Annotated in this window: 24 protein-coding genes; 16 read left to right on the top strand and 8 right to left on the bottom strand. The window is 59.9% G+C overall.

Going from position 1 to position 23,956, the window contains the following annotated elements; genetic code table 11:
* Positions 1 to 12: 12 nt before the first annotated feature.
* Positions 13 to 1,503 carry a form I ribulose bisphosphate carboxylase large subunit gene (locus ACZCWR_RS22155; protein WP_487303766.1) on the bottom strand — a complete coding sequence of 497 codons (1,491 nt, stop codon included), beginning with the start codon at positions 1,501 to 1,503 and terminating at the stop codon, positions 13 to 15.
* Between the two features lie 304 nt (positions 1,504 to 1,807).
* On the opposite strand from ACZCWR_RS22155, the gene pqqA reads away from it, so the two are divergent.
* The 3 genes from pqqA (at position 1,808) to ACZCWR_RS22170 (ending at position 3,258) form a co-directional block, all read left to right on the top strand.
* On the top strand, positions 1,808 to 1,882 hold the full coding sequence (gene pqqA, locus ACZCWR_RS22160; RefSeq protein WP_008354335.1) for a pyrroloquinoline quinone precursor peptide PqqA: 75 nt from the start codon (positions 1,808 to 1,810) through the stop codon (positions 1,880 to 1,882).
* Positions 1,883 to 1,960: 78 nt separating this feature from the next.
* The gene (locus ACZCWR_RS22165; protein ID WP_487303767.1) at positions 1,961 to 2,533 is read left to right on the top strand and encodes a DUF447 domain-containing protein; all 573 of its coding nucleotides are present in this window, start codon (positions 1,961 to 1,963) and stop codon (positions 2,531 to 2,533) included.
* A gap of 20 nt (positions 2,534 to 2,553) precedes the next feature.
* A complete protein-coding gene (locus tag ACZCWR_RS22170) occupies positions 2,554 to 3,258 on the top strand; it encodes a (5-formylfuran-3-yl)methyl phosphate synthase (protein WP_487303768.1) in 705 nt (234 codons plus the stop codon).
* A gap of 821 nt (positions 3,259 to 4,079) precedes the next feature.
* Here the strand turns inward: ACZCWR_RS22170 and ACZCWR_RS22175 are convergent.
* From ACZCWR_RS22175 to ACZCWR_RS22185, 3 genes are all read right to left on the bottom strand, one after another.
* Complete coding sequence (locus tag ACZCWR_RS22175) at positions 4,080 to 4,667, bottom strand: amino acid kinase family protein (RefSeq protein ID WP_487304771.1); 588 nt, start codon at positions 4,665 to 4,667, stop codon at positions 4,080 to 4,082.
* Positions 4,668 to 4,732: 65 nt separating this feature from the next.
* Positions 4,733 to 5,887 (bottom strand): hydantoinase/oxoprolinase family protein, encoded by a 1,155-nt coding sequence (locus ACZCWR_RS22180; protein ID WP_487303769.1) that lies wholly within the window; start codon positions 5,885 to 5,887, stop codon positions 4,733 to 4,735.
* Positions 5,884 to 6,927: an ATP-grasp domain-containing protein gene (locus tag ACZCWR_RS22185; RefSeq protein ID WP_487303770.1), complete on the bottom strand. Its 1,044-nt coding sequence runs from the start codon at positions 6,925 to 6,927 to the stop codon at positions 5,884 to 5,886. The genes ACZCWR_RS22180 and ACZCWR_RS22185 overlap by 4 nt, the downstream gene beginning before the upstream one ends.
* Before the next feature lie 13 nt (positions 6,928 to 6,940).
* Here ACZCWR_RS22185 and ACZCWR_RS22190 point away from each other — a divergent pair, with 13 nt between their 5' ends.
* The 11 genes from ACZCWR_RS22190 to ACZCWR_RS22240 all read left to right on the top strand — a co-directional run bounded on the left by ACZCWR_RS22190 (position 6,941) and on the right by ACZCWR_RS22240 (position 17,855).
* Complete coding sequence (locus ACZCWR_RS22190) at positions 6,941 to 7,639, top strand: HisA/HisF-related TIM barrel protein (protein ID WP_487303771.1); 699 nt, start codon at positions 6,941 to 6,943, stop codon at positions 7,637 to 7,639.
* Positions 7,640 to 8,628: 989 nt separating this feature from the next.
* Complete coding sequence (locus ACZCWR_RS22195) at positions 8,629 to 9,861, top strand: molybdopterin-binding domain-containing protein (RefSeq protein WP_487303772.1); 1,233 nt, start codon at positions 8,629 to 8,631, stop codon at positions 9,859 to 9,861.
* The gene (locus ACZCWR_RS22200) at positions 9,858 to 11,558 is read left to right on the top strand and encodes a formylmethanofuran dehydrogenase subunit A (protein WP_487303773.1); all 1,701 of its coding nucleotides are present in this window, start codon (positions 9,858 to 9,860) and stop codon (positions 11,556 to 11,558) included. The genes ACZCWR_RS22195 and ACZCWR_RS22200 overlap by 4 nt, the downstream gene beginning before the upstream one ends.
* A 5-nt stretch (positions 11,559 to 11,563) precedes the next feature.
* Positions 11,564 to 12,493: a formylmethanofuran--tetrahydromethanopterin N-formyltransferase gene (gene fhcD, locus ACZCWR_RS22205; protein WP_487303774.1), complete on the top strand. Its 930-nt coding sequence runs from the start codon at positions 11,564 to 11,566 to the stop codon at positions 12,491 to 12,493.
* A complete protein-coding gene (locus ACZCWR_RS22210) occupies positions 12,490 to 13,311 on the top strand; it encodes a formylmethanofuran dehydrogenase subunit C (protein WP_487303775.1) in 822 nt (273 codons plus the stop codon). Before fhcD ends, ACZCWR_RS22210 begins: the two co-directional genes overlap by 4 nt.
* A gap of 64 nt (positions 13,312 to 13,375) precedes the next feature.
* Positions 13,376 to 13,954 (top strand): cytochrome b, encoded by a 579-nt coding sequence (locus ACZCWR_RS22215; RefSeq protein WP_487303776.1) that lies wholly within the window; start codon positions 13,376 to 13,378, stop codon positions 13,952 to 13,954.
* On the top strand, positions 13,951 to 14,871 hold the full coding sequence (pqqB, locus tag ACZCWR_RS22220; protein WP_487303777.1) for a pyrroloquinoline quinone biosynthesis protein PqqB: 921 nt from the start codon (positions 13,951 to 13,953) through the stop codon (positions 14,869 to 14,871). Before ACZCWR_RS22215 ends, pqqB begins: the two co-directional genes overlap by 4 nt.
* A gap of 21 nt (positions 14,872 to 14,892) precedes the next feature.
* Positions 14,893 to 15,639 carry a pyrroloquinoline-quinone synthase PqqC gene (pqqC, locus tag ACZCWR_RS22225; RefSeq protein ID WP_487303778.1) on the top strand — a complete coding sequence of 249 codons (747 nt, stop codon included), beginning with the start codon at positions 14,893 to 14,895 and terminating at the stop codon, positions 15,637 to 15,639.
* Positions 15,636 to 15,944: a pyrroloquinoline quinone biosynthesis peptide chaperone PqqD gene (pqqD, locus tag ACZCWR_RS22230; protein WP_487303779.1), complete on the top strand. Its 309-nt coding sequence runs from the start codon at positions 15,636 to 15,638 to the stop codon at positions 15,942 to 15,944. The genes pqqC and pqqD overlap by 4 nt, the downstream gene beginning before the upstream one ends.
* Positions 15,945 to 15,948: 4 nt before the next feature.
* Complete coding sequence (gene pqqE, locus ACZCWR_RS22235; RefSeq protein WP_487303780.1) at positions 15,949 to 17,157, top strand: pyrroloquinoline quinone biosynthesis protein PqqE; 1,209 nt, start codon at positions 15,949 to 15,951, stop codon at positions 17,155 to 17,157.
* Positions 17,154 to 17,855, top strand: a complete 702-nt coding sequence (locus tag ACZCWR_RS22240) for a response regulator (RefSeq protein WP_487303781.1) — start codon at positions 17,154 to 17,156, stop codon at positions 17,853 to 17,855. Before pqqE ends, ACZCWR_RS22240 begins: the two co-directional genes overlap by 4 nt.
* On the opposite strand, the gene ACZCWR_RS22245 is transcribed toward ACZCWR_RS22240, so the two are convergent.
* Positions 17,783 to 18,805: an ATP-binding protein gene (locus tag ACZCWR_RS22245; RefSeq protein ID WP_487303782.1), complete on the bottom strand. Its 1,023-nt coding sequence runs from the start codon at positions 18,803 to 18,805 to the stop codon at positions 17,783 to 17,785. The two genes, ACZCWR_RS22240 and ACZCWR_RS22245, sit on opposite strands and share 73 nt — an antisense overlap.
* Positions 18,806 to 18,973: 168 nt before the next feature.
* On the opposite strand from ACZCWR_RS22245, the gene ACZCWR_RS22250 reads away from it, so the two are divergent.
* Positions 18,974 to 21,292, top strand: a complete 2,319-nt coding sequence (locus tag ACZCWR_RS22250; protein WP_487303783.1) for a TonB-dependent receptor — start codon at positions 18,974 to 18,976, stop codon at positions 21,290 to 21,292.
* Positions 21,293 to 21,310: 18 nt separating this feature from the next.
* On the opposite strand, the gene ACZCWR_RS22255 is transcribed toward ACZCWR_RS22250, so the two are convergent.
* From ACZCWR_RS22255 to ACZCWR_RS22265, 3 genes are all read right to left on the bottom strand, one after another.
* Positions 21,311 to 21,721 (bottom strand): hypothetical protein, encoded by a 411-nt coding sequence (locus ACZCWR_RS22255; RefSeq protein ID WP_487303784.1) that lies wholly within the window; start codon positions 21,719 to 21,721, stop codon positions 21,311 to 21,313.
* A 112-nt stretch (positions 21,722 to 21,833) separates the two neighbouring features.
* Entirely contained in the window at positions 21,834 to 22,883 is a 1,050-nt protein-coding gene (locus tag ACZCWR_RS22260) for a cytochrome D1 domain-containing protein (protein WP_487303785.1), read from the bottom strand.
* Positions 22,884 to 22,991: 108 nt separating this feature from the next.
* On the bottom strand, positions 22,992 to 23,489 hold the full coding sequence (locus ACZCWR_RS22265) for a DUF3280 domain-containing protein (protein ID WP_487304772.1): 498 nt from the start codon (positions 23,487 to 23,489) through the stop codon (positions 22,992 to 22,994).
* A gap of 156 nt (positions 23,490 to 23,645) precedes the next feature.
* Here ACZCWR_RS22265 and ACZCWR_RS22270 point away from each other — a divergent pair, with 156 nt between their 5' ends.
* Entirely contained in the window at positions 23,646 to 23,954 is a 309-nt protein-coding gene (locus ACZCWR_RS22270) for a hypothetical protein (RefSeq protein ID WP_487303786.1), read from the top strand.
* The last annotated feature ends 2 nt before the right edge of the window (positions 23,955 to 23,956 follow it).

Genomic DNA, 23,956 nt, shown 5'->3' on the forward strand with positions numbered 1-23,956 from the left:
ATGAAATTAAATTCAAGCGGGCGTTGCCGTGACCGCATAGTCAGGCGTATCCGTCGATGCGTAATTGAACGTCACATCACGCCACGTTTCGAGCGCCTGACGCAACGGCGTGCAGGAACGCGCGGCGGCATCGAGAATATCGAGTCCTTCGTTCGCTATGTCGCGCCCTTCGTTACGTGCCTTGACCATCGCTTCGAGCGCCACGCGATTGGCCGTCGCCCCCGCCTGAATGCCTTGCGGATGCCCGATGGTACCGCCGCCGAACTGAAGGATCGCATCGTCGCCAAAGAGGTCGAGCAACTGATGCATCTGTCCCGCGTGAATGCCGCCCGAGGCCACCGGCATCACCTTGCGCAATCCCGCCCACGGTTGATCGAAGAAGATGCCACGCGCCAGGTCCGGCTCGTTGCGCGCTTCGCGCAGCACGTTGTAATAGCCCTGAACCGCCATCGGATCGCCTTCGAGCTTGCCCACCGCCGTGCCCGCATGTGCATGATCGACGCCCGCCATCCGCAGCCACTTTGCAATCACGCGAAACGAAATACCATGATTGCGCTGCCGCGTGTACGTGCCATGTCCCGCACGATGCAGATGCAGAATCATGTCGTTCCTGCGCGCCCACTTCGACATCGACTGAATGGCGGTCCAGCCGATCACGAGATCGATCATCACGATGCACGAGCCCAGTTCTTTCGCGAACTCGGCGCGTTCATACATGTCCTCCATCGTGCCAGCGGTCACGTTGAGATAGTGTCCTTTCATCTCACCGGTTTCGGCCTGCGCGCGCGCCACGGCTTCCATCGCAAAGAGATAGCGATCACGCCAATGCATGAAGGCTTGCGAATTGATGTTTTCGTCATCCTTAAGAAAATCCAGACCACCTTTCAAGCCTTCGTACACAACGCGTCCGTAGTTCTTGCCCGACAAACCCAGCTTGGGCTTCACCGTCGCACCCAGCAAAGGACGTCCATACTTATCAAGCCGCTCACGCTCCACAATGATTCCGGTAGGCGGCCCCTGAAAGGTCTTGAGATACGCCACCGGAATGCGCATGTCTTCCAGCCGCAGTGCTTTTAAAGGCTTGAACCCGAACACATTCCCAATGATCGATGCCGTGAGATTCGCCACCGATCCTTCCTCGAACAGATCGAGGTCGTAAGCGATATACGCGAAGTATTGCAGCTCGTCGGAACGCGCATTCGGCACGGGTTCGCATCGATACGCCTTCGCCCGGTACATATCGCACGCGGTCAGCCGATCGGTCCACACGACCGTCCACGTCGCAGTAGACGATTCACCCGCAACAGCCGCCGCCGCTTCCTCCGGCTCAACGCCCGCTTGCGGCGTGATTCGAAACAGCGCGATGACATCCGTATCCTTAGGCACGTAATCCGGCTGCCAATAACCCATCTCGCGATACTTCATGACGCCGGCCGCATAGCGCGAGCGCGGATCGGACGGGTTGCGCGCCGCCTCGACGGCGGCCTTGCTGAAGTCGTTCATTCCGTTTCCTCGACAGTGTGAGTGAGTTCGACGTTCGCGCTTCGTGGCCCTGCTGTGAATTCAGAGTAAGCGCGGCATCGATGGAAAGGAATTCACGAATTACTTGCGCGTCCCTAAGCGATCCCTTAGTGGGTGTTCACCCTTAGCCCTGCAACGCACACTCGATGGAACACTTTGCTGCGTTTCTGTCACACTGCCTGCATGCACGGTCGTGCCGTTCATCGGGCACGGCGCTTGCATGAAGTACAGGCCGGTCTTCTTTCGGCATCAGCAGGAAACACCTTTAAATCACGGAGTCACGCTCATGCAATGGACCACGCCCAGCTTCACCGATATGCGTTTCGGCTTTGAAATCACGATGTACATCGCCACGCGCTGAGCGGCAGACCCGCACGAAACCGCATCATCGGTGCGGCTTCGTGCGGATTCATTTCATGTTCGGCAGGCGCACCGGACCATGATTCACGAAACGATCGTCACGACATCGAGCCGCGAAGGACGACCGCATATCGCGCCGATGGGCGTTCGTTTTGAGAACGGCTTTGCCATCCTCGCGCCATTCAGGCCTTCCACCACGCTCGACAACGTGCTTGCCACGAGAAGCGCGGTCGTCAATTTCACGACCGATGTGCGTGTCTTTGCGGGCTGCGTGACGGGCGTTGCGCGTGATTGGCCAACGGTCGTGGCATCGACGGTACCGAGCGTGCGGCTTGCGACAACGCTCGCGCATACGGAGTTGCGTCTGACGGAAGTGCTTGATGACGACACGCGTCCCACGTTGCGAATGGAATGCGTGCATCGCGAAACGCATGCGCCTTTTCATGGCTTCAATCGTGCGCAAAACGCTGTGGTCGAAGGCGCGATTCTCGTGAGTCGTTTGTTCATGCTGCCGGCGGAAAAGGTCGATAGCGAAGTCGCGTATTTGCAGATTGCCATCGACAAGACTGCGGGCGATGCGGAACGCGAAGCATGGCAATGGCTGTTGCAAGCTATCGCGCGGCATCGTGCCGACGCGCGAGCACAACCCTGATTCATTTCCGGAGCATCACGATGACCGCATTGCTCGCGAGCGTCCGCTCGGCCGACGAAGCATTCGATGCCGCGCAGGCCGGCGCCGAACTGATCGATCTGAAGGAACCGGGCGCGGGTGCGCTTGGCGGCGTCGAGTCGGGCGAGATCGCGCGTATCGTGCTTGCGTTGCGTGCGCGTTATGCGGTGCGGCCGATCAGTGCGACCATCGGCGATCTGCCCAATGACGCGCTCAATGAAATCACCGCGCGGGTGCTCGATGTCGCGGCGGCGGGCGTGGATTATGTGAAGGTTGGTGTCTCGCCGGGGGCGGGGGCTGAGGCTTGTCTACGGCATCTCGCGAATTTGCCCGCGCGCGTGGTGCCGGTGTTGTTGTCGGATGTAGGCGTGGATTGTGCGCTTGCCGCGTTGGCGACGCAGCTTGGTTTCGTCGGTATCGTCTTCGATACGGCGTCGAAGGATGGCCGCACGCTGTTCGATTGTGTCGATGCGGTGGCGCTTGCGGGGTGCATCCGCGACGCACGCGCGAAGGGCACGATGACGGCGCTTGCCGGGTCTTTGGGATGGGCGCAATTGGATGCGATTCGCGCGCTTGCGCCGGATATTGCTGGGTTTCGTGGGGCGTTGTGTGGGGAGCGCGAAGGCCGTGCGGGGCGGCTGGATCCGCTGCGCGTGGCGCGGTGGGTGCGTGCGTTGCATGGGGAACGGGAAGTGATGGATGCTTGAGTTTAAAAGTTGGCGTTGTTGTGCTGTCGTGCAAGGGGCTGCTGCTGATTGTGTCTTTATTGCAGTAGCCGCCTCCCCGGCGGGGGGGTAACTTTCTTTGCTGCTGCAAAGAAAGTCACCAAAGAAAGCAGCTTTTTAACCCATGCACGATGGCTGGAGAGGGTTGGTCTGGATTAAACGATGCAGTGGCCGCAATAGGACGTTCCACGTATAGAGCCGCTTAGGCAACCTAGCGATTACGCGCTCCAAAAATTCTCTCTTAGTGGACCGCATTCATGCTTTCGGCCATGCGCTTCGCGCGCCGAGAACCTGAGAACGGAACCCCGCAGCGTATAAGTGCCCAGCCTCATCAAGCCACATCGCACCCGCCCCATTGAGCCCTACCTCAGTTCGAGCTTCGATGAAACGTGCATATCATTGGCTTAGGCCTTTCACCGAAGTGCTAATCAAGGTAGGGCCGAATAGCAATCTTGCGGAGAAGCGTGATGTGCCTGGGCGCTTATAGGCTGCGGGATTCGGTTCTCAAGCTCTCGGCGCGCGTAGCGCATGGCCGAATGAATGACTGCGATCCACTAAGGGTTGATTGCTCGGGCGTGCAATCGCCAGGTTGCCTAAGCGGCATGTTATGCGTGGCAAGTCCTATTGCGACCACTGTATCGTTAATTCAGACCACCCTTTCCAGCCAGCGTGCATGGGGGTAAAAGCTGCTTTCTTTGGTGACTTTCTTTGCAGCAGCAAAGAAAGTTACCCCCCCGCCGGGGAGGCGGCTACTGAATAAACCAAACAAACAACAGCAGCCCCTTGCACGACAGAAAAAAACCTCAAACCATCACATTAAGCAACCGATCCCGCATACCCGCAAGATCATCCTTATTCAAAACTTCCACCACATAATTCGCCTCACGCACATGCGCCGTGAACCGCGAATCAAGCACCCCACTAGCAACAAGCGCTTCAAGCGAAGCATCCTTCTCCACATCACAAGACTTCACGATCGACAAACGTTCGGCGTTGAGCGAAGTCGATAACCACGCAGCAAGACTATCGGATGTGGTATCCCAGTTAGTCATGGAATCGGGCGTCGTACGCATCAAATCAGTCGGCACCCACACGGCCACGCGCCCATCACGCAACGCACGGCGAATACGCTCCTCATTCGATGCAAGCACCAACTCCGGCACCACACCCTGCATGAGAATGGCGTACTGCGCCATCGCAAGCAAACACATGTTATGGGCAGCAAGATCGTCGAAGCGCCATTCGCGCTGATACTCCCGCACCGTGTCCGCAAAATCGCCGCCACCCGGCACGATCACGACACGTCCGCCGCCCACTTCCCACAGCTTGATGAGCCATTCGCGCAAGCCCGGATCGTGACTCAGGCTGCCGCCGATCTTCACCACCCACATGGTCACGTCCTCATCCGGTCCGGCCGCCGGGACATTCCAGCGGCGCCGATATGTTTCGCAGGCTATCACGCGGCGCGCGGCGATGCATCGTTTGAAGAAAGCGTTCCGTTGCCTGTTGCACGCGGTTGCGCCATCGATGCGAGCAACGCGACGGCCACGCTCGGCGCACACGTCGATACCCATTCGGCGCGTTCGGCATCCGCGTGTTCGCTGCCTGCCACGCCCGCCAGCCGCGCGAAATCGACATAGCCGCGCGCCTCTTGCCGCGCGAGTGCCGCCGCCAAAAAACGCCCGCAGCCCGCTCCGACGATCGGCGCGGTGACCAACGCCGGATGCTGCGCGCAGATGCGTGCGAGGTTTGTTTCCAGCGTGCGCAACTGCTCGCTGCGCCAGGCGTGCGCAAAGAGCCGCCACTCGGCATCGGTGGCTTCGGCGGCATCGCGTCCGATCATTCGGGCGATGCGCGCGCGGCTCGCGGCCTCGGTTTTAGGACCGTTATCGGCGCTCGCATGCTGATCGTGTTCGGCGCGCAGTTCTCCGGTCAGACGATAGACATCGGCGCTCGTCGCGAACCATTCGTTCATCACGCCCGTCACTTCGCCGCGAAACGCAATGCGATGCGCGATCCCGCATAACGGCGTGCGCACGATGCCCTGATAAACGAGTTCGCCGGTCATCAACCGGTCTGCGTCATTGTTGCCGCGCGCGACGACCTTGCCGCCTTCAATCGGCACGATATCCGTAGTCGTGCTGCCGATATCGATCAGTACTGCATCATGCAAGGACGCCGCGACCCATTGCGCCGTCGCCAGCCAGTTCGCCGATGCCACGCGCCGCCAGTTCTCCGCGCACGCCGAGCGCGCGAGCCACAGCGGTTCGTCCGCGCCGCCCGCGAAGAACAACGTGCGTGGCCCGAGCCGCGCCGCCAGCAGACGCGCGAGCATCGACACGCCTTGCGCGCGGTCCGCGAACAGATCGACCATCTCGCCGGTCATGGTGACGGCATGTCGCGCCGATGCATCGGCGGCATGCGGCCAGCGTTCGAACACGCTGTCGATCACGCGTTCGAGATGCGCCATGCCCTGCCACAACGGACACGCCCATTGCGCGACATCGGCGAGCGTGCCGGCGCGGTTCGTCATCGACACCTTGACGTGCGCGCCGCCGACGTCCCAGCCGAAGACTGTCGGCTTTTCATGTTCCGCTTTCTGGTTTGTCATGCCGATCCTCCGGCGGCGCGCAGAGCCGAGGCATCATTCGCGAAACCCGACACGCCGTGCGCCGCGAGCAAGTCCGCCGCGAGATTGCGCCCGCCGCGCTTCGACAATTCCGCATAAGCCACGGTCACGCGCGGATTCACTTCGATGACCACCGGCCCGCGCGCCGGATGCCACACCATGTCGATGCCGACGAACCCGCGCAGCCCCGGAAACGCCTGCGCAACGCGCAGCGCGAGCCGTTCGAGCGCACGCCCTTGCGGACTGTGACGATCGATGCAATCCACCTCCACGCCATCGAATTGAACGATGCGGGGGCGCTGCTTCATGGCGGCATCACCCGACAGGCCGATGTGCTGACGATTGATCGCTACAACGCGCGCGCCCTCGGCATCGCAAATCAGCGACACGCTCAGCGGTTCGCCGTCGATCCACGCCTGAAGCACGGGGCTTCGGCCTGCTTCTGCGCGGGCTGTGTATTCGGCGCGCGCGGCGTGCAGGTCGTCGAAGACATAGGTATCGAGGCCGCCTGCGCCGTCGTCCGGCTTCACGACCCATCGCTTCGATATGCTTGCAATCGCGTCTTCAGGATCGAGCGCGGGCGTGGTCGCGATGTTGTGCGCGGCGAGCCGTTCCGCCGTCGCGCTCTTGCTGGATGCCGCGCGGATCGCTTCTTTCGCGCAGCCGAGCCAGCGTGCCGCGCCGACTGCATCGTGCAGACGCAGCAACAGGCCGTCGCATTCCGGCGCGATGATGCAGGCATGATCGTGCTCGCGCGCCATGCGTGCGACGAAGCGCGTGACGGGTTCGCCGGGGTCGGCGCGGCGATGTGTGGCATCGTTGGCGTGCTGTTCGAAGCGCGACGTCGCTATGCTGACCGTGACGCCTGGCAGCGCGCGCAGGTCGGCGGCGATGGCATCGCGCATCACGCGGCCTTCGACGATCAGCGCGGAGAGGTCGGCGAGACTGCCGCTGCCGCTTGCCGCAACATCGGGATCGATGCCGCCGCCGGTGAGATACTCGAATACGAAGATCTTGGTCAAAGGAAAGCCATCCATGCAGGTAATACCCGTTCTCGATCTGCTCGACGGACATGCGGTGCACGCGGTGCGCGGTGAGCGTTCGCGCTACCTTCCTGTCCGGTCGACGCTGTGCGCGACGAGCGAGCCTTTATCCGTCGCGCGGGGGTTGATGTCGGTGACACATTCGGATGTGTTGTATGTCGCGGATCTCGATGCGATTCTGGGGCGTATGGGTCATGCGGTTTTGCTTGCCGCTCTTTGTGATGCGCTTGGCGCTGGGGTTTCTTTGTGGCTCGATGCCGGGTTTGCCGATTTCGCTTCCATGCGGGATTGTTTGCGCCGGATTGGGGCGCTTGTTGGTGATGGTGCTGCTACCGTTGTGCCGGTGTTCGGCACCGAATCTCTGCGTGATGTTCATGCGATCGCTCAGGCGTGCGACGAGGGCTTCGATCCCATTCTTTCGCTCGATTTTCGGTTGGGGCGTGGATTGGGGCTGGTCGATGCTGCGCTCTGGCCTTCTCGGGTTATCGTTATGACGCTTGATCGCGTGGGGGGTGCTTCCGGGCCGGATCTTTTGACATTTGGCGATGTGCGCGCTTGTGCCTTTGCGCAGGATGTTCGCTTCTTTGGCGCTGGCGGCGTGCGGGATCAAAATGATCTTCTCCAAGGGGAGCTTAGTGGGGCTGAAGGGTGGCTTGTGGCTTCGGCTTTGCACAAAGGGCTGGTTTTTTAGCTGCGCTTCTACGGTCCTTTACTCAATATCTGTGCCATCGCTTTCTTTGCTTTCTGTTTCGGGCGGGGGTGGTGTAATTGGTTGGGAAGGGTCTGTTCCACTGGGGTGTTCACTGGGTGACAGTGTGTTTCATTTGGGAGCAGTTTCTTCGGGCAAGGGGCTTCTCTTGGTTGTGTCTTTATTGCAGTAGCCGCCTCCCCGGCGGGGGGGTAACTTTCTTTGCTGCTGCAAAGAAAGTCACCAAAGAAAGCAGCTTTTTACCCCAGGCACGATGGCTGGAGAGGGTGATCTGAATTAACGATACAGTGGCCGCAATAGGACGTCACTTGGTCGGCTAGGCGCTTGGGCAACCTTGCGATTGCGCGCTCGAATCCTTAGGCTTTAGTGGTCCGCATTCATTCTTTCGGCCATGCGCTGCGCGCGCCGAGAACTTAAGAACGGAATCCCGCAGCCTATAAGTGCCCAGCCTCATCAAACCCCATCGCACCCGCCCCATTGGGCACTACCTCAGTTAGCGCTTCGATGGAGCGTGCACATCGTTGGCTTTAGGCCTTTCGCCGAAGTGCTTATCAAGGTAGGGCCAAATAGCAATCTTGCGGGGAAGCGTGAGGTGGCTGGGCGCTGATAGGCTGCGGGATTCCGTTCTCAAGCTCTCGGCGCGCGCAGCGCATGGCCGAAAGCATGACTGCGGTCCACTTAGGTAAAAGGATTCGAGCGCGTAATCGCTAGGTTGCCTAAGCGGCTTGTTATACGTGGAACGTCCTATTGCGGCCACGGTATCCATTAATCCAGACCAACCCTCTCCAGCCATCGTGCATGGGGTAAAAAGCTGCTTTCTTTGGTGACTTTCTTTGCAGCAGCAAAGAAAGTTACCCCCCCGCCGGGGAGGCGGCTACTGAATAAACCAAACAAACAAGAGAAGCCCCTTGCACGAAGATCAAACCCCAAAACCCAAAAATCCGGCATAGACCTTGCTCCACCCCACGACCATGCCCGAGTCCAACCAATCCGCCACCTTAAAAGTGGAAGCAAAACCCTGGACCTGTCCATTCTGCCCCTTGCTATGCGACGACATCGCGATACCCTTTGAGGCAACCGCGACCCCGTGCCCACGCCGAACAGCGGCATTAAACGCACAAACGACCCACCCCAGAAGCCCAGAAATAAACGGCCAAAAAACAACCCAAAGCGAAGCGTTAACCCACGCCTCGCAGATATTAAGAACCGCAAAACATCCGCTTTTCAGCGGCCTGACCACCGACGTTTCCGGCACAAGATCCCTATACGATCTGGCCGCAGCAAGCAACGCAATCCTCGACCACCTAAACGGCGACGTGCTCGCCGCCAGCACCTTCGCGCTACAAGACCGCGGCGCGCTATTCACAACACTATCGGAGATACGCTCCCGCGCAGACCTGATCATCGTCTTCGCCTGCAATCCGACCGACAAATACCCGCGCTTCTACGAACGCACGATCTCGCCCTCACGCGACGTCAAGCTGATCTCCGTAGGCCGCAAAGCCGAAACCGAGTCAATACTGGAAGACACCGACCCACTCGATATTCTGTCGATATGGTCCGCACTAACCGAAGCCAACCAAGCCCCGGCGCAAGCAAACGAAACAACGAACGCGCTAAAGACCCTGAACGACCGCATCAACGCCGCGAAATACACCGCATTGATCTATGAGCCAGCAGCGCTGAAAACCACTCAACCGGCGCTAGCCATAGAAGCAATCCACCGCATCGTGAAAGCGCTGAACCGCACTGTGCGCGCAGGCGCCCTTGCGCTCACCGGCGACGACGGTGCGCTCACCGTCAATCAAACCATCACATGGCGCTCGGGCTTTCCATTGCGCACACGCATCGCCTACGGCATGCCGCTCGATCACGACGCGCACCGCTATCGCACGGAAACGCTCATCAAAGAAAATCGTATCGATGCGCTTCTATGGGTATCGAGCTTCCTGCCCGAACCCCTACCCGCATCGCTCGATGATGAAACACCGCTGATTATCCTCGGCCACGCGAACACGACGCTGCACGCACGCAAAGGCCCGACGGTATTCATCCCCGTTGCGACACCCGGCATGGACCACGACGCCCATCTGTTCCGCATGGATACCTCCGTGGTCGCCCCACTCACCGCCGCACGCACGACAAGCCTCCCGACCGTCGCCGCCATCGCCGATGAACTGAGCCAACGCAGGAGGACGCCATGACCTTGACGCGCCTGCGTGGCGGCACGCTCTACGATCCCGCGAACAAGGTGAACGGTGAGCAACGCGACATTCATATCCGCGATGGCCGCATCGTCGCAGCAGAGGACGTGCGCAACGAAACCATCGATCAGGACTTCGACGCAAATGGCATGATCGTGATGGCAGGCGGCATCGATCTGCATTCGCATATCGGCGGCGGCAAGACGAATCTCTCGCGGCTGCTGTTGCCGGAAGATCATCGCAACGATCCGCGCGCCGTGCCCGAGCGTCCAAACGAAGGCCGCTATATGCGGCTGCCTTCGTGCGGCACTTGCACGCCCGGCACCTTCGCCACCGGCTATCGCTATGCGGAAATGGGCTACACCGCCGCGTTCGAACCGGCGATGATCGCCTCCAACGCACGTCACGCGCATCTGGAAATGGGCGACACGCCGATCATCGATCACGGCGCCTACGTGATGATGGGCAACGACGAACTCTTTCTGCAAATGCTCGCCGCGCAGGAAGACTTCGAACGCATGCGCGATTACGTCGGCTGGACCATCAATGCAAGCAAGGCGCTTGGCGTAAAGGTCGTGAATCCGGGCGGCATCTCGGCGTTCAAATTCAATCAACGTTCGCTCGATGTCGATGAAAAGCACGTGCATTACGGCATCACGCCACGCGATGTATTGAGAACGCTCACGCGCGCGCTCACCGATCTGCGCGTGCCGCATCCGCTGCATGTGCATGCGAGCAATCTTGGCGTGCCGGGCAATATCGAATCGACCATCAAGACGATGGATGCCGCCGAAGGCCTGCCCGTTCATCTCACGCATATTCAGTTTCATAGCTATGGCACCGAAGGTCCGCGCAAATTTTCTTCAGGAGCCCGAGCGATTGCGGAAGCTGTCAATGCAAGGCCCAATGTCACCATCGATGTCGGTCAGATCATGTTCGGGCAAACGGTCACGGCATCCGGCGACACGATGATGCAGTTCAAGAACGCGCCGCTCGCGAATCCGCGTAAGTGGATACTCGGCGATATCGAGTGCGATGCAGGCTGCGGCATCGTGCCATTCAAATATCGCGAGCAAATCTATGTGAATGCGCTGCAATGGGTCATCGGGCTCGAAATTTTCCTGCTCGTGGATGATCCGTGGCGCGTGTCCATGACGACCGATCATCCGAACGGCGCACCGTTCACAAGTTATCCGCATCTCATTCGGCTTTTGATGGACAAGTCCTTTCGCGACGCGCAACTCGACACGTTGCACGCGGAAGCGAAGACCGCCAGCGCCTTGAGCGAGATCACGCGAGAGTTCTCGCTGTACGACATCGCGATCATCACGCGCGCCGGGCCCGCGCGTTTGCTCGGACTCACGGATCGCGGCCATCTCGGCGCGGGCGCGGCGGCGGATATCGCCGTGTATCGCGACGACGCCGACCGCGAGCGCATGTTCACATCGCCCGCTTATGTTTTCAAGGATGGCGAACTAATCGCGCGCGACCGCACCTTGCTCAAGACGCCCAACGGCGGTATTCATTACGTCATGCCGGATTACGACCGCGCGATCGAACAGCGTGTGCGCGCGTTCACCGAAGCCAATCTCGCCAGCCGTTTCGAAAACGCCGCCATCAGCGACGACGAAATCTGCGCGTGCTGCAACGGCGGCCGGTTGTTGCCCGTGGCGTGCTTCGCCACGTCAGCGAGGTGAGCGACATGCTGATCAACGGCACGCAGATCGACGATACCTTCGCTGAAGCCTTTCCGATGAAGGCAACGCGCCTCATCATCACCGCGCATACATCGACGTGGGCGCGGAATGCGGCGACATCGCTTACAGGCTTTGCGACATCGGTGATCGATTGCGGCTGCGAAGCGGGCATCGAACGCGACCTGTCCGGCGATGAAACACCCGACGGCAGACCGGGCGTATCCGTGTTGATGTTCGCGGTATCGTCGAAGGAACTGGCGAAGCAAATCGCGCGACGCGTTGGTCAATGCGTGTTGACGTGTCCGACCACGGCCGTGTATGGCGGCATCGACCGCGCGACGAGCCGCGCGCCGCTCTCCGACGATGCACCGCTCGGCGCAGGCCTGCGCTACTTCGGCGACGGCTTTCAGATATCGAAAGTGCTAGACGGCACGCGTTACTGGCGCGTACCGGTCATGGACGGCGAGTTCGTCTGCGAGGAAACGACCGCGACCGTGAAGGCGGTCGGCGGCGGCAACTTGTTGTTCCTTGCACGCGATATGGACGGCGCATTGCAAGCGGCCGAAGCCGCCGTCACCGCGATGCATCGCTTACCGAACATCATCACGCCGTTTCCGGGCGGCGTGGTGCGCTCGGGTTCGAAGATCGGCTCGAAGTATGCGGGCGCGACGGCATCGACCAATGATGCGTTTTGTCCCACGTTAATAGGCTTGTCGAAGAAAAGCGAACTCACATCCGATGTGGCGTGCGTGCTTGAAATCGTAATCGACGGTCTCACCGATGCCGACGTCGGCGCAGCCATGACAGCCGGTATCGAAGCAGCTTCGTTAAACGGCGTGCTGCGCATCTCCGCCGGAAACTATGGCGGCAAGCTCGGACCGTACCACTTCAAGCTGCACGAACTGGCTGCGAAGATCGACGGGAGCCGCGCATGAACGCCACGACCTTGCGCGTAAGAAATACCCCTTATTTCAGGGTAGATGCGTCGAATTTACTGCCCACGCAGTTGGCGGCTTCATCTTCGCAGGCGCTGCCGCATATCGTGCTACAAGGTGAAGGCGAGACCTGCGCGCTGGGCGATTTCTTCGATATCACGCAGCAAGACGCTGAAACACCTTCGCTCACCATCGAAGGCGATGCACGCTGGCTCGACCGCATCGGCGCACGCATGACCGAAGGCACGCTCACGATTCACGGCGACGCCGGCGATTACGCGGGAATGAACATGGCCGGCGGCGCGTTGAACATACAAGGCAATGCCGGGCTTTTCGCCGCGTGCGAGATGCAAGGCGGCCGCATGACGATTCAAGGCAATGCAGGCGATTTCGCCGCAGGTGCGCTGCCCGGCGACATGGAAGGCATGTCAGGCGGCACGCTCACGATCCACGGCCACGCAGGCGAGCGGCTCGCGGACCGCATGCGGCGCGGCACCGTGCTGGTCGGTGGCGATGCCGGGGCGTTCGCGGCATCGCGCATGATCGCGGGCACGGTCTGCGTGGGCGGCGAAGTCGGCGCACACTTGGGTTATGGCATGCGGCGCGGCACGGTATTGCTGATGCGCACGCCCTCACGCATCGGGCCGACGTTCGTCGAAGGCGGCCACGGTTTCGAGGTGTTCTGGCGGCTTTTCACGCGCATGCTCGCGCGCGAGATCGCGCCTTTTTCAACGCTCGACGAACACGCATTACCCCTGCGCCATGCTGGCGATGTTGCGGTGGACGGACGGGGGGAATTGCTGATCGTCAAATCATGAATGGACGAGAAAAATTGGACTTTGCATTTTTAAGCCTTGAATTGCCGCACGGAGAAGCGAGCCTATGAGCACAACGCGCAACCCTGCCCGCTCGCGCGCGACGACAAGCGCGCTCGCGACAGCAGACGAACGTTATGCACGGCCCTTGATCGCCCTGCACTGGTTGATTGCGCTCGTCATCATTGCGATGCTGTGCATCGGCTTCTACATGGGCACGCTGCCGCGCGGCGAGCCCTTCAAATCGACGCTCGTCAACTTTCACAAGTCGCTTGGCATCACGGTTTTCCTGCTGGTGCTGCTCCGCATCTGGGCACGGTCGGCTCTTGGCCGTCCGCCATACCCGCCGATGCAGACGTGGCAACGCGCCGCCGCGAGCATCACGCAGGCTCTTTTATATGTGGGCATGATCGGCATGCCGCTGACCGGCTATCTCGGTTCGTCGTTCAACAAGTTCGGCACTAAGTTCTGGGGCATTCCGCTGCCGCAATGGGGCTGGGACGACAAGGGCTTGCGACATATCTTCTTCACCATCCACGGCTATCTCGCGTGGATGATGATCGCCGTCATCGCGCTGCATTTTCTCGGCGCGATGAAGCATCAGTTGATCGACCGTGACGGTCTTTTGCGGAGGATGATGCCGTGAAGATACGTGTGCTCGGTTCATCGGCAGGCGGCGGCTTTCCACAATGGAACTGCAACTGCCGCAATTGCGATGGCGTGCGGCGCGGGACCATTCGCGCAAAGGCGCGCACGCAGTCTTCCATTGCCGTGAGCGAGAACGGCGAGGACTGGCTGCTCGTGAATGCATCGCCGGATATTCTGGCGCAGATCGCGGCGAACCCTGAACTTCAGCCCGCGCGACGCGTGCGCGATACGGGCATCGCCGCTGTCATCACGATGGATGCGCAGATCGATCACGTCACCGGCCTGCTCATGCTGCGTGAGCGCGGCACGCCGTTACCGCTCTATACGACTGATGCGGTGTGGCAGGATCTTTCCATCGGCTTTCCCATCACTAAGATTCTTTCGCATTACTGCGGAGTTGAACACCGTCGTATCGCGCTGGACGGTGAGTCGGTTTCGGTGCCTGAACTTCCACACGTGAAGGTCGATGCCTTGCCACTATCGAGCAAGGCGCCGCCCTATTCGCCGCATCGCGATGCACCGGAAACCGGCGATAACATCGGCCTCATGTTCACGAATACCGCTACAGGCAAGCGCGCTTTCTATGCACCGGGTCTGGGCGCGCTCGAACCGCACGTAATCGATGCCATGCGCGAAGCCGATCTCTTGCTGGTCGATGGCACCGTATGGACCGACGACGAAATGATTCGTTTAGGCCTCACGAAGAAAACCGGCCGCGATATGGGGCATCTCGCGCAAAGCGGCGCGGGCGGCATGATCGAGGTACTCGATTCGATCGATCGCGCGAACGTGCGCAAGGTGCTCATCCACATCAACAATACGAATCCGATCCTTATCGAGGACGGTCCCGAGCGTCGCACGCTGACGGAGCACGGCATCGAAGTCGCAAACGACGGCATGACGTTCGAGCTATGAACACGAAACGGAGCAGCTTCAATGCATGACACGATGATCAATCCCACCACGGGCCCGATCTTCACACCGCTGAAAGACGCCGGACCCGCATGGACGCGCGAGCAGTTCGAAGAAGCATTGCGCGCGAAGGGCACGGCGTATCACATTCATCATCCGTTCAACGTGAAGATGAACAGCGGCGGCTGTTCGAAAGAACAGATTCGCGGCTGGGTGGCTAACCGCTTCTATTATCAGATCAACATTCCGCTGAAAGACGCGGCGGTCATGTCCAATTGCCCCGACCGCGAGACACGCCGCCGCTGGGTGCTGCGCATTCTCGATCACGACGGTTATGACGATCAGCCCGGCGGGATCGAAGCATGGGCGCGTCTGGGCGATGCAGTCGGCCTCTCGCGCGACGATCTCTGGTCACTCAAACTCGTGGCGCCGGGCGTGCGCTTCGCCGTCGATGCGTATGTGAATTTCGCGCGCCGCGCGCCGTGGCAAGAGTCGGTGTGTTCGTCGCTGACAGAGATGTTCGCGCCGCAGATCCATAAGGACCGCCTGGCGACATGGCCCGAGCATTACAAGTGGATCGAACCGGACGGGCTGCATTACTTCCGCTCCCGCGTGTCGCTTGCGCAGCGCGATGTCGAACACGGATTAGAAGTCACGCTCGCGCATTTCAAAACGCGCGAAGAGCAACAGCGCGCACTCGACATATTGCAATTCAAGCTCGATATTCTTTGGACCATGCTGGATTCGATCGAAAAGGCTTTTCCGTCATGAGCGATCAAGACTCCACGAAGCGCGTGCAGGAAGCCGTCGAAGCACCCGACGATTCATTGCGTCCCACGCTCAAGCGTTTATTTCGGCTTCAGTGGGAACCCGCGCAGGAAGCCCATGTACTGCTTTATCCCGAAGGCATGGTGAAACTCAATCAAAGCGCCGCGCAGATTCTTTTGCGATGCGACGGCACGCGCGATATTCCCGCGCTCGTCGCGGACCTTGAGCAGGCGTTCAACGCGAACAATCTCGGCGACGATGTGCGCGCGTTCATCGCCGGCGCGCGTGCGCGAGGCTGGCTGGAGTAGCGAGATGACCGACCTGTCCGTCCCTGTCGCGAAGCCCGAGCACGAAGGCGTGCCGATTCCGCCGCCCTTGTGGCTGCTCGCGGAACTCACGTATCGATGCCCGCTGCATTGCGTGTTCTGCTATAACCCGACGAATTACGCGGACCATTCGCGCGAACTCGACACTGCTCAATGGATCGACGTATTGCGTCAGGCGCGCGCGCTCGGTGCGGCGCAACTCGGCTTCTCGGGCGGTGAGCCTTTGCTGCGCGACGATCTCGAAACGCTTGTCGAGGAAGCGCGCAAGCTCGGCTTTTATACGAACCTCATCACGTCCGGTATCGGGCTGACGGACAAGCGCCTCACTGCATTGAAGCAAGCCGGTCTCGATCACATTCAGCTCTCGTTTCAGGACTCCACGCAAGAGCTGAACGACTTTCTCTCGCATACCAAGACCTTCGATCTGAAGAACCGCGTCGCCGCGCTCATCAAGGCGCATGACTTCCCGATGGTGCTTAATTGCGTGCTGCATCGCTATAACTTGCCGCATATCGGACGCATCATCGACATGGCGCTGGAGATGGGCGCGGAGTATCTGGAACTCGCGAACACGCAGTACTACGGCTGGGCGCACGAGAACCGCGCGCAACTCATGCCGACCGGCGAACAACTGAAGGAAGCGGAAGCGGTGGTCGAGCGTTATCGAAAGGAAATCGGCGACCGCTGCAAGATATTCTTCGTTGTTCCGGATTACTACGAAACGCGTCCCAAGCGTTGCATGAACGGCTGGGGACAGGTGTTTCTCGGGATTGCGCCGGACGGCGCGGCGCTGCCTTGTCATACCGCGCGCACGCTGCCGGGGCTTACGTTTCCCAATGTCATCGACACACCGTTGAAGGACATCTGGTACGAGAGCGATGCCTTCAACCGCTTTCGTGGCTTCGGCTGGATGAAGGAACCGTGCCGCAGTTGCGATGAAAAGACCATCGATTTAGGCGGTTGCCGCTGTCAGGCGTATCTGTTGACGCAAGATCCCGCGAACGCGGACCCGGTGTGCGACAAGTCTCCGCATCACGGACGCGTGATCGAGGTGGTTCGCCATGCCGCCGCGCGTGAAGAACCCAATGTAGAACCAAAAGAACAACCCATCGTGTTCCGTAACGATGCGAATTCCCGGCGCATCGCGAAAGAAGCACGCGAACGAGGTTCAGACCGAGGAGAAGACAGACCATGACCGCCGATATCTCCGTGCTGCTGGTGGACGATCACGCTGTCGTCCGTGAAGGTTACAAGCGACTGCTCGCGCTGAATCCCGACGTATTGGTTGCGGGTGAAGCGGCAAATGCATCGGAGGCCTATCAAAAGTTCTGCGCGTTGCAGCCGGATGTGGTGGTGATGGATCTTGCGTTGCCGGGCGCGAGCGGCATCGAGGCGATGCGCCGCATGCTCGCACGCGAACCGCACGCGCATGTGTTGATCTTCAGCGTGCATGAGGAAGCGATCTTCGTTCGACGCGCGCTCGATGCCGGCGCGCGCGGCTATGTGACGAAAGCCAGCGCGCCCGATGTGCTTGTCGAAGCGGTACGTGCCGTCGCGCGCCGCACGCTTTATCTGAGTCCCGACATTTCTCAGGCGCTTGCATTGCGCGCGACCATTCAGGACGGACCGCCGGGACGTCAATTGTCCGCGCGTGAATTCGAGGTGTTGCGTCTGCTCGTGCAGGGTTATACGTTGCCGAGCATCGCGGAAAAGTTAGGCCTGAGCCAGAAGACGGTGGCGAACCATCAATCGGTAATAAGGCAGAAATTCGGCGCGGACAACGGCGTGCAACTCGCGCAGATCGCCAATCGATTAGGGCTTCATTTCGCGGACTTCGCTTCGTCGGCGGAGGCTTCGTTCAGTGGGTTCGGCGCCAACGGTAGTCCCGCCTGAGCGGGCACGCGCGCGCAGAACAAAAAGCCTTCGCCGGGCTTGCTGGCGAGGTGAAACTCGCCGCCGAGCGCTTCCACGCGTTCGCGCATGCCGATCAGCCCCACGCCCAGACGTGGCTTCGACAGATCGACGCCGGGACCATCGTCCGTCATGGTGACGATGATTTCTCCCGGCCCGCGCGCCAGGTAAATCTCCACGCGCGCATCGCGGGCAAACTTCGATACGTTCGTCAGCCCTTCCTGCACGAGCCGGTATAGCGTGATGTTGAGCGCATCGCTCAGGTCTTCGAAATCGCCTTCTATCGCAAGCGTGAAGGCCGCTTGCGGCAAGCGCTCGCGCCAGCCATCGACACAATGTTCGAGCGCGGTGGGCAGGCCGAATTCATCCAGACCAATCGGCCGCAGCTTGCGGATCATGCCGCCGATTTCGCGATACACATGCGTCGCGCTCTGCATGAGCGCAAGCGACAACCGATGTATTTCCGCTTCACGTTCGATGGAAAGATCGCGGATGCGCCCCGCATCGAGCGAAATGGCGTTGAGGTATTGCCCCAGTTCGTCATGCAATTCGCGCGCGAGATGACGGCGCTCGCTTTCCTGCGCGGCAATCGCCTGACTCGCCAGACGCCGGTTCTCTGCCAGTAGATGTTCCGCTTCTTCTTCGAGCACGCGCCGCCGCCGCGCCTCGTGCTGCGCTTCCTGATAGCGACGCCACGCAAACCACGCGCAGCCGATGGCAAGCACGAGCAGCGTCGCGGGCAATTCGTCGAGCTGAAAGCGTTCGACGCGGCGCGTCCATCGGTACGCGAGTTCGCTGAAATCGAATTCGGCAAACAAGGCGCCCGCAATCAGCGTGACCACGATCACGCACACGAAATCGCGCCAGACGGTCGCGTGCGGCACGCGTTCGCGCGGACGATCGGCTGCGGTGGAAAGGGAGTCGGAAGGCATCACGCAAGCATTCTACGCATGCCCGAAGCACCTCGCGTCAACCCGCCGGCACGTTTGGGAACGCTTCCCTGCACGATCGGGAAAAGCTCCCGGTGCACGCGCGGTTTCTTATGCGAGTCTTTCACTGACATAAAGAATCCCAAGAGTCGAAAGATAGGAGGAGAGACAATGAAAAGCATGCCGCGCAACAGGCAGGGCGCGCATCCGTTCAAACCCCGAGCCGGATTGCGTATCGTGTTCGGCGGCGCGGTCGCGAGCATGAGCGTGGCCGCATGGGCGCAAACGGCGGATGCGCCCGCCACCGCTGCAAGCGCGCCGCAAGCGGTGGAGTTGCCGACGGTCAATGTGGTCGGCATGACGCCGCTCACCGGCGTGGGCACGCCGCTCGAAAAAGTGCCCGCCAATGTGCAGACCATCAAGGGCCGCCAGATCGACGCGCAGCATTCGCAGACCATCACCGATTATCTGCAGAAGAACGTGTCGAGCGTGGATACCAACGACGCGCAGGGCAATCCTTCGCAGACCGATATTTTGTATCGCGGCTTCACGGCCTCGCCCTTGCTCGGCACGCCGCAAGGGCTTTCCGCGTTCATGGATGGCGTGCGCATCAACGAACCGTTCGGCGATGTCGTGAACTGGGATTTGATTCCGCAAGCCGCCATCCAGACGATGCAGATCATTCCCGGCTCGAATCCTACGTTTGGCCTCAACACGCTGGGCGGCGCCATCGCCGTGACGACCAAGAATGGCCGCGACAATCCGGGCGGCAACGTGGACCTGAGCTTCGGCTCGTTCGGGCGCAAGGCATCGCAATTCGAGCAGGGCGGCGTGATCGGCGATCATATGGATTACTACTTTACTGCCAATGTGACGAACGACAACGGCTGGGCGGACCACAATTCGAGCAAGCTGCGTCAGGCCTTCGGCAAGCTGCGCTATACGGATGCGGATACCACGGTGTCCGTATCAATGCGCGGCGCGGACAACACGCTCAATGGTTCGCAAACCATTCCGCGTTCGTTCATGGACAACTTCAGGCAAGCCTATACCTTTCCCGACACGAACGAAAATCAGGTCGGATACCTGACGATCAACGCCGAGCATTATTTCTCGCCGAACATTCTGTTGAGCGGGAACGTGTATTACCGGCACTATCGCAACAAGAACGTGAGCAGCAACGTCAACGATGACTTCGACCCGGACGGCGATGATCCCGACGAACTCGCTCAGGCCACCAACGACCAATCGGTGATCGTGACCGACAGTTACGGCGCGAGCCTGCAACTGACCTTGCTCAACAAGCTGTTCGGCTATGACAATCAATTGGTGCTCGGCGCGGCGGGCGATTTCGCCAACACGCATTTCTCACAGGCCACGCAGGATGCCGCGTTCGAGGACAATCGCGCGACCATCGGCACCGGTCCGTTCGTGCCGGGCACGGACGCGAAAACGCGTAACCAGAACTGGGGCATCTACTTCGAGAACACGTTCTCTTTCAACGAACAATGGTCGATGACGCTTGCCGGCCGCTATAACTGGTCCAAGGCCACCATCGGCGATGAAAGCGGCGTGCAGCCGCTTCTCGATGGCCAGCACACGTTCTCGCGCTTCAATCCCGCGATTGGCTTCAACTGGAATCCGACGCGCTATTTCACGGCCTATGCGACGTACAACGAAGGCATGCGCTCGCCGACCGCCATCGAACTGGCGTGCGCGGACCCGAACGCGCCGTGCTCGCTGCCGAACGATTTCATCGCGGACCCGGATCTCAAGCCGGTGATCTCGCGCACGTTCGAAATCGGCGCGCGCGGGCGTCTGGGCAACGCGACGACATGGAGCGCAGCGGCCTATCGCACGACGCTCTCGGACGACATTCAGTTCATCAGCAGTCAGGGTGCGGCGAGCACGCTAGGCTATTTTCAGAACGTGGGCAAGACGCGGCGGCAAGGCTTCGAAATGGCGGGACGCACGCAATGGGGACCGCTCGGCGTGGCCGCGAGCTACAGCTATGTGAACGCGACGTATCAATCGACGTGGACGGAAAGCAGCGCCAGCAATTCGAGCGCGGATGGCGATGGCAACATCACCGTGCATTCAGGCGACCGCATTCCGGGCATTCCCGCGAACACAGTCAAAGTACGGCTCGATTACAACGTGCTGCCGAGCTGGAATGTAGGCTCGAACCTCACGTATCGCAGCAATATCTTCGCGCGCGGCGACGAGAACAATCAGGATGTGAACGGCACCGTGTCAGGCTATTTCCTGATCGATCTGGATACGACGTACAACATCACGAAGCAATTGCAGGTCTATGCGAAGCTGCAAAACCTGCTGGACAAGCGCTACGCGAACTTCGCCATTCTCGGTGAGAACTTCTTCAACGGTCCTAACCATACCTTCAGCGGCACGGATACGACCAACGAACAATTTCTCGGCGTCGGTGCGCCGCGTGGCATCTGGGTGGGAATGCGTTACGCGTGGAAGTGAATAACGCTTAACGTCATTTCAACGCGGTTTGAACGGATACACCTTCGCCGGGCGGCGTTTCTGCAACTCGGCGAGGTAATGTTCGACGAAACGGCCGAGCGCATTGGCCTTGAGTTGCTCCAGCATGCGCATGGCGTCGCTGGGCGATTCGGGGCCCATCACCAGCGCGCCGACACCTAAATCTCCCAGCCGTGCGACGAGCGCGCATGAAGACAACGAGCCGGATTCGAAGAGACGCATCGCGTCTATAGCTTCTTCTTCGAGTTCGATGTTCGCGTCTTCACCGCGCTCGCAACACAACTCCCCCTGCTTACCGATGAATGCGGGCAGCCAGTGACAATTGCCGCGCGCGCCCTGCGTCGCGAGCAGCACTCGCTTGCGCGCGGGCGCGTCCAGAAGTTCATGAAAAGCCTCTGCCAGTGTGAGCATGATGGACCTCTTCAGCGACCCTGCTCCGATACTAGCAGCGCTTTCATGCCCGCCATGCGGTCTATTTGGCAACGATGGACCGCGCAAAACGAAATGACCGTGCGACAAAAACTCAACGTCCCACGATCGAACCCGCGCTCGGCGGATATGTCACGACGCCCCATGCAAGCGGCAAGTCGCCGATCTGTTTGATGGGCTGATAGCTCGATGCATCGATCACATAGACCGCATTGGAACGCCCGCATGCAAGAAGAATTTTCGAGCCATCGGGCGTGAAGCTGAAGTGCCAGCAGCGTTGACCCACTGCGATATCGTTCGTGTGTTCGAAGGTCTTGCCATCGAAGACTTGCAGGGTCTTGTCGCGCGCCGCCGCGACCAATACGTGCTTGCCGGATGGATCGAATGACACGCCATAAGGGCCCATCTTCGTATCGACGGTCTTTTCTATCTTCATGGACGAAGCATCGAGCACGACGAACTTGTTGGTGTTTTCCAGCGTCACGACGTATTGCTTCCCATCAGGCGACGCCTTGATGCCGCGCGGACGCGAACCCTTCGGCAAGTTCACCTCGCGTACGGGCGCACCCGTGCCGACGTGATATATGGACACCGTATCATCGCCTTCGTTGGTGACGAGCATGAGCTTGCCGTCATGCGAGAACTCCACGCCTTCGGTCTCGTGGCCGCTTTTCACGGAACGCATCACCTTGAATGCTTTCAAATCGACTATAGCTATTTCGGCGGGTGGCGAGTTGGCGTCGTCGTCATCCTTCTTTTCAGGTTGGCCGGGCTTGGGCGGGCCGCCTTCTTCACCGGGTTCGTACGTCACGTAAGCGGTATTGCCGAGCACACGCACGAATTCGGGATTCTTGCCGATCTTCACACGCCGCACGACCTTGCCTGACGATGTATCGATCTCGGACAAGTCATTCGTCGTTTTGTTGGCCACATAAAGACGCGTGCCGTCTTTGTTGAGACTTAAACCGCGCGGACCGTCCTTGCCCAGATCGAAGGTCTTCGCGAGCGTCATTGCATTCAGATCGATCACGCCGACACCGGCGGTTTCGCTCGTCACATAGGCCGTCGCGGCGGCATGCGCCGTCAACGCGCAGGTCATGATCGATGCGCAAGCAATGCGCGCCGCGTTCTTTCCAACTTGCATATTCGTCTCCGGCTCTCATTCGTTTTTGATTGCGTTCTTCGACGAACTTAGCCCAACACGCACCGCACTGACAATGCCGCGAGACGGGAAAAACTCCCGAATTAGCCGTTAGCGCGTGGCGGAAGGGTCGCTTGCGATCAAATCGACAAGCGCCTTGGCACCGCGCTTCCATGAGAGGTCTGTGTTGCCGCGTATATCGACAGAGCGCTGAAAGAGCGTCGAGCCGTTCGCTGAGTCTTCCACGCGCACGTTCATGTTCAGAATGAGATTGCTGATTTTTTGCACCCAGCACACGCCCACTCGCGATACGCCCAGTTGCTTTGCCACGCGCAATTCGCAGCCGTTGCATGCGTTCATGTCCTGCGTGCTGCGCAACGTGGCGATCAGATCGCTTGCGGGTGCGTTGTCGGCGACGTGAAAAAGCGCGCGTTCGCGAAGATCGTCGCGCAGTGCGTCGCTTACCATCGAGAGGCGCTGCTTTTGAAGGCGATTGGTTTCTTCGTCGTTATAGGCGGCGTTATCGTCGATCAGCGTGCAATCCAACATTGCGATCGATTGCGATGCATCCGCAGCCTGTGCTTCATGCAGCGACGCGCTCGAGATCATTAAAAGCGCGCACGTCAATGAAAGACGAATAACGAAGCTCATGGCCCGATGCCTCCGATCGAATCACAATGCCCGTATGTTCTCACGTTAAACGATGGAACTCGCGCCTCAACAGGAGTAACGTTCTTAGTGAGCGCACCGACAAAGGAGGCGATCATGTCCGCCGACACCGCTCAATGGCAGGTCTTCGATTACGAAGGATTCGAGATTCACGTGTTGCCTTTGCTCAAGCCCATTCCCGAGCATGCGCCGCCGCGTGAGGTCGAGCGTTACGTTTATATCGGACACGTGTGCAGGCCCGGCGCAACCGAAGCGGTGCATTTTCATGCGGATGGCGAAGACGAATACAAGCATCCGCAAGACGCCGTAGACGATGCGCGGCATATCGGCCGCAGCATCGTAGATGGCACGCATCCCGATCTTTCGGTGCTGAACATCGTGTCGCATCAACATCATCCGGGATGACA

This window comes from Caballeronia sp. A2-2, assembly GCF_057612605.2.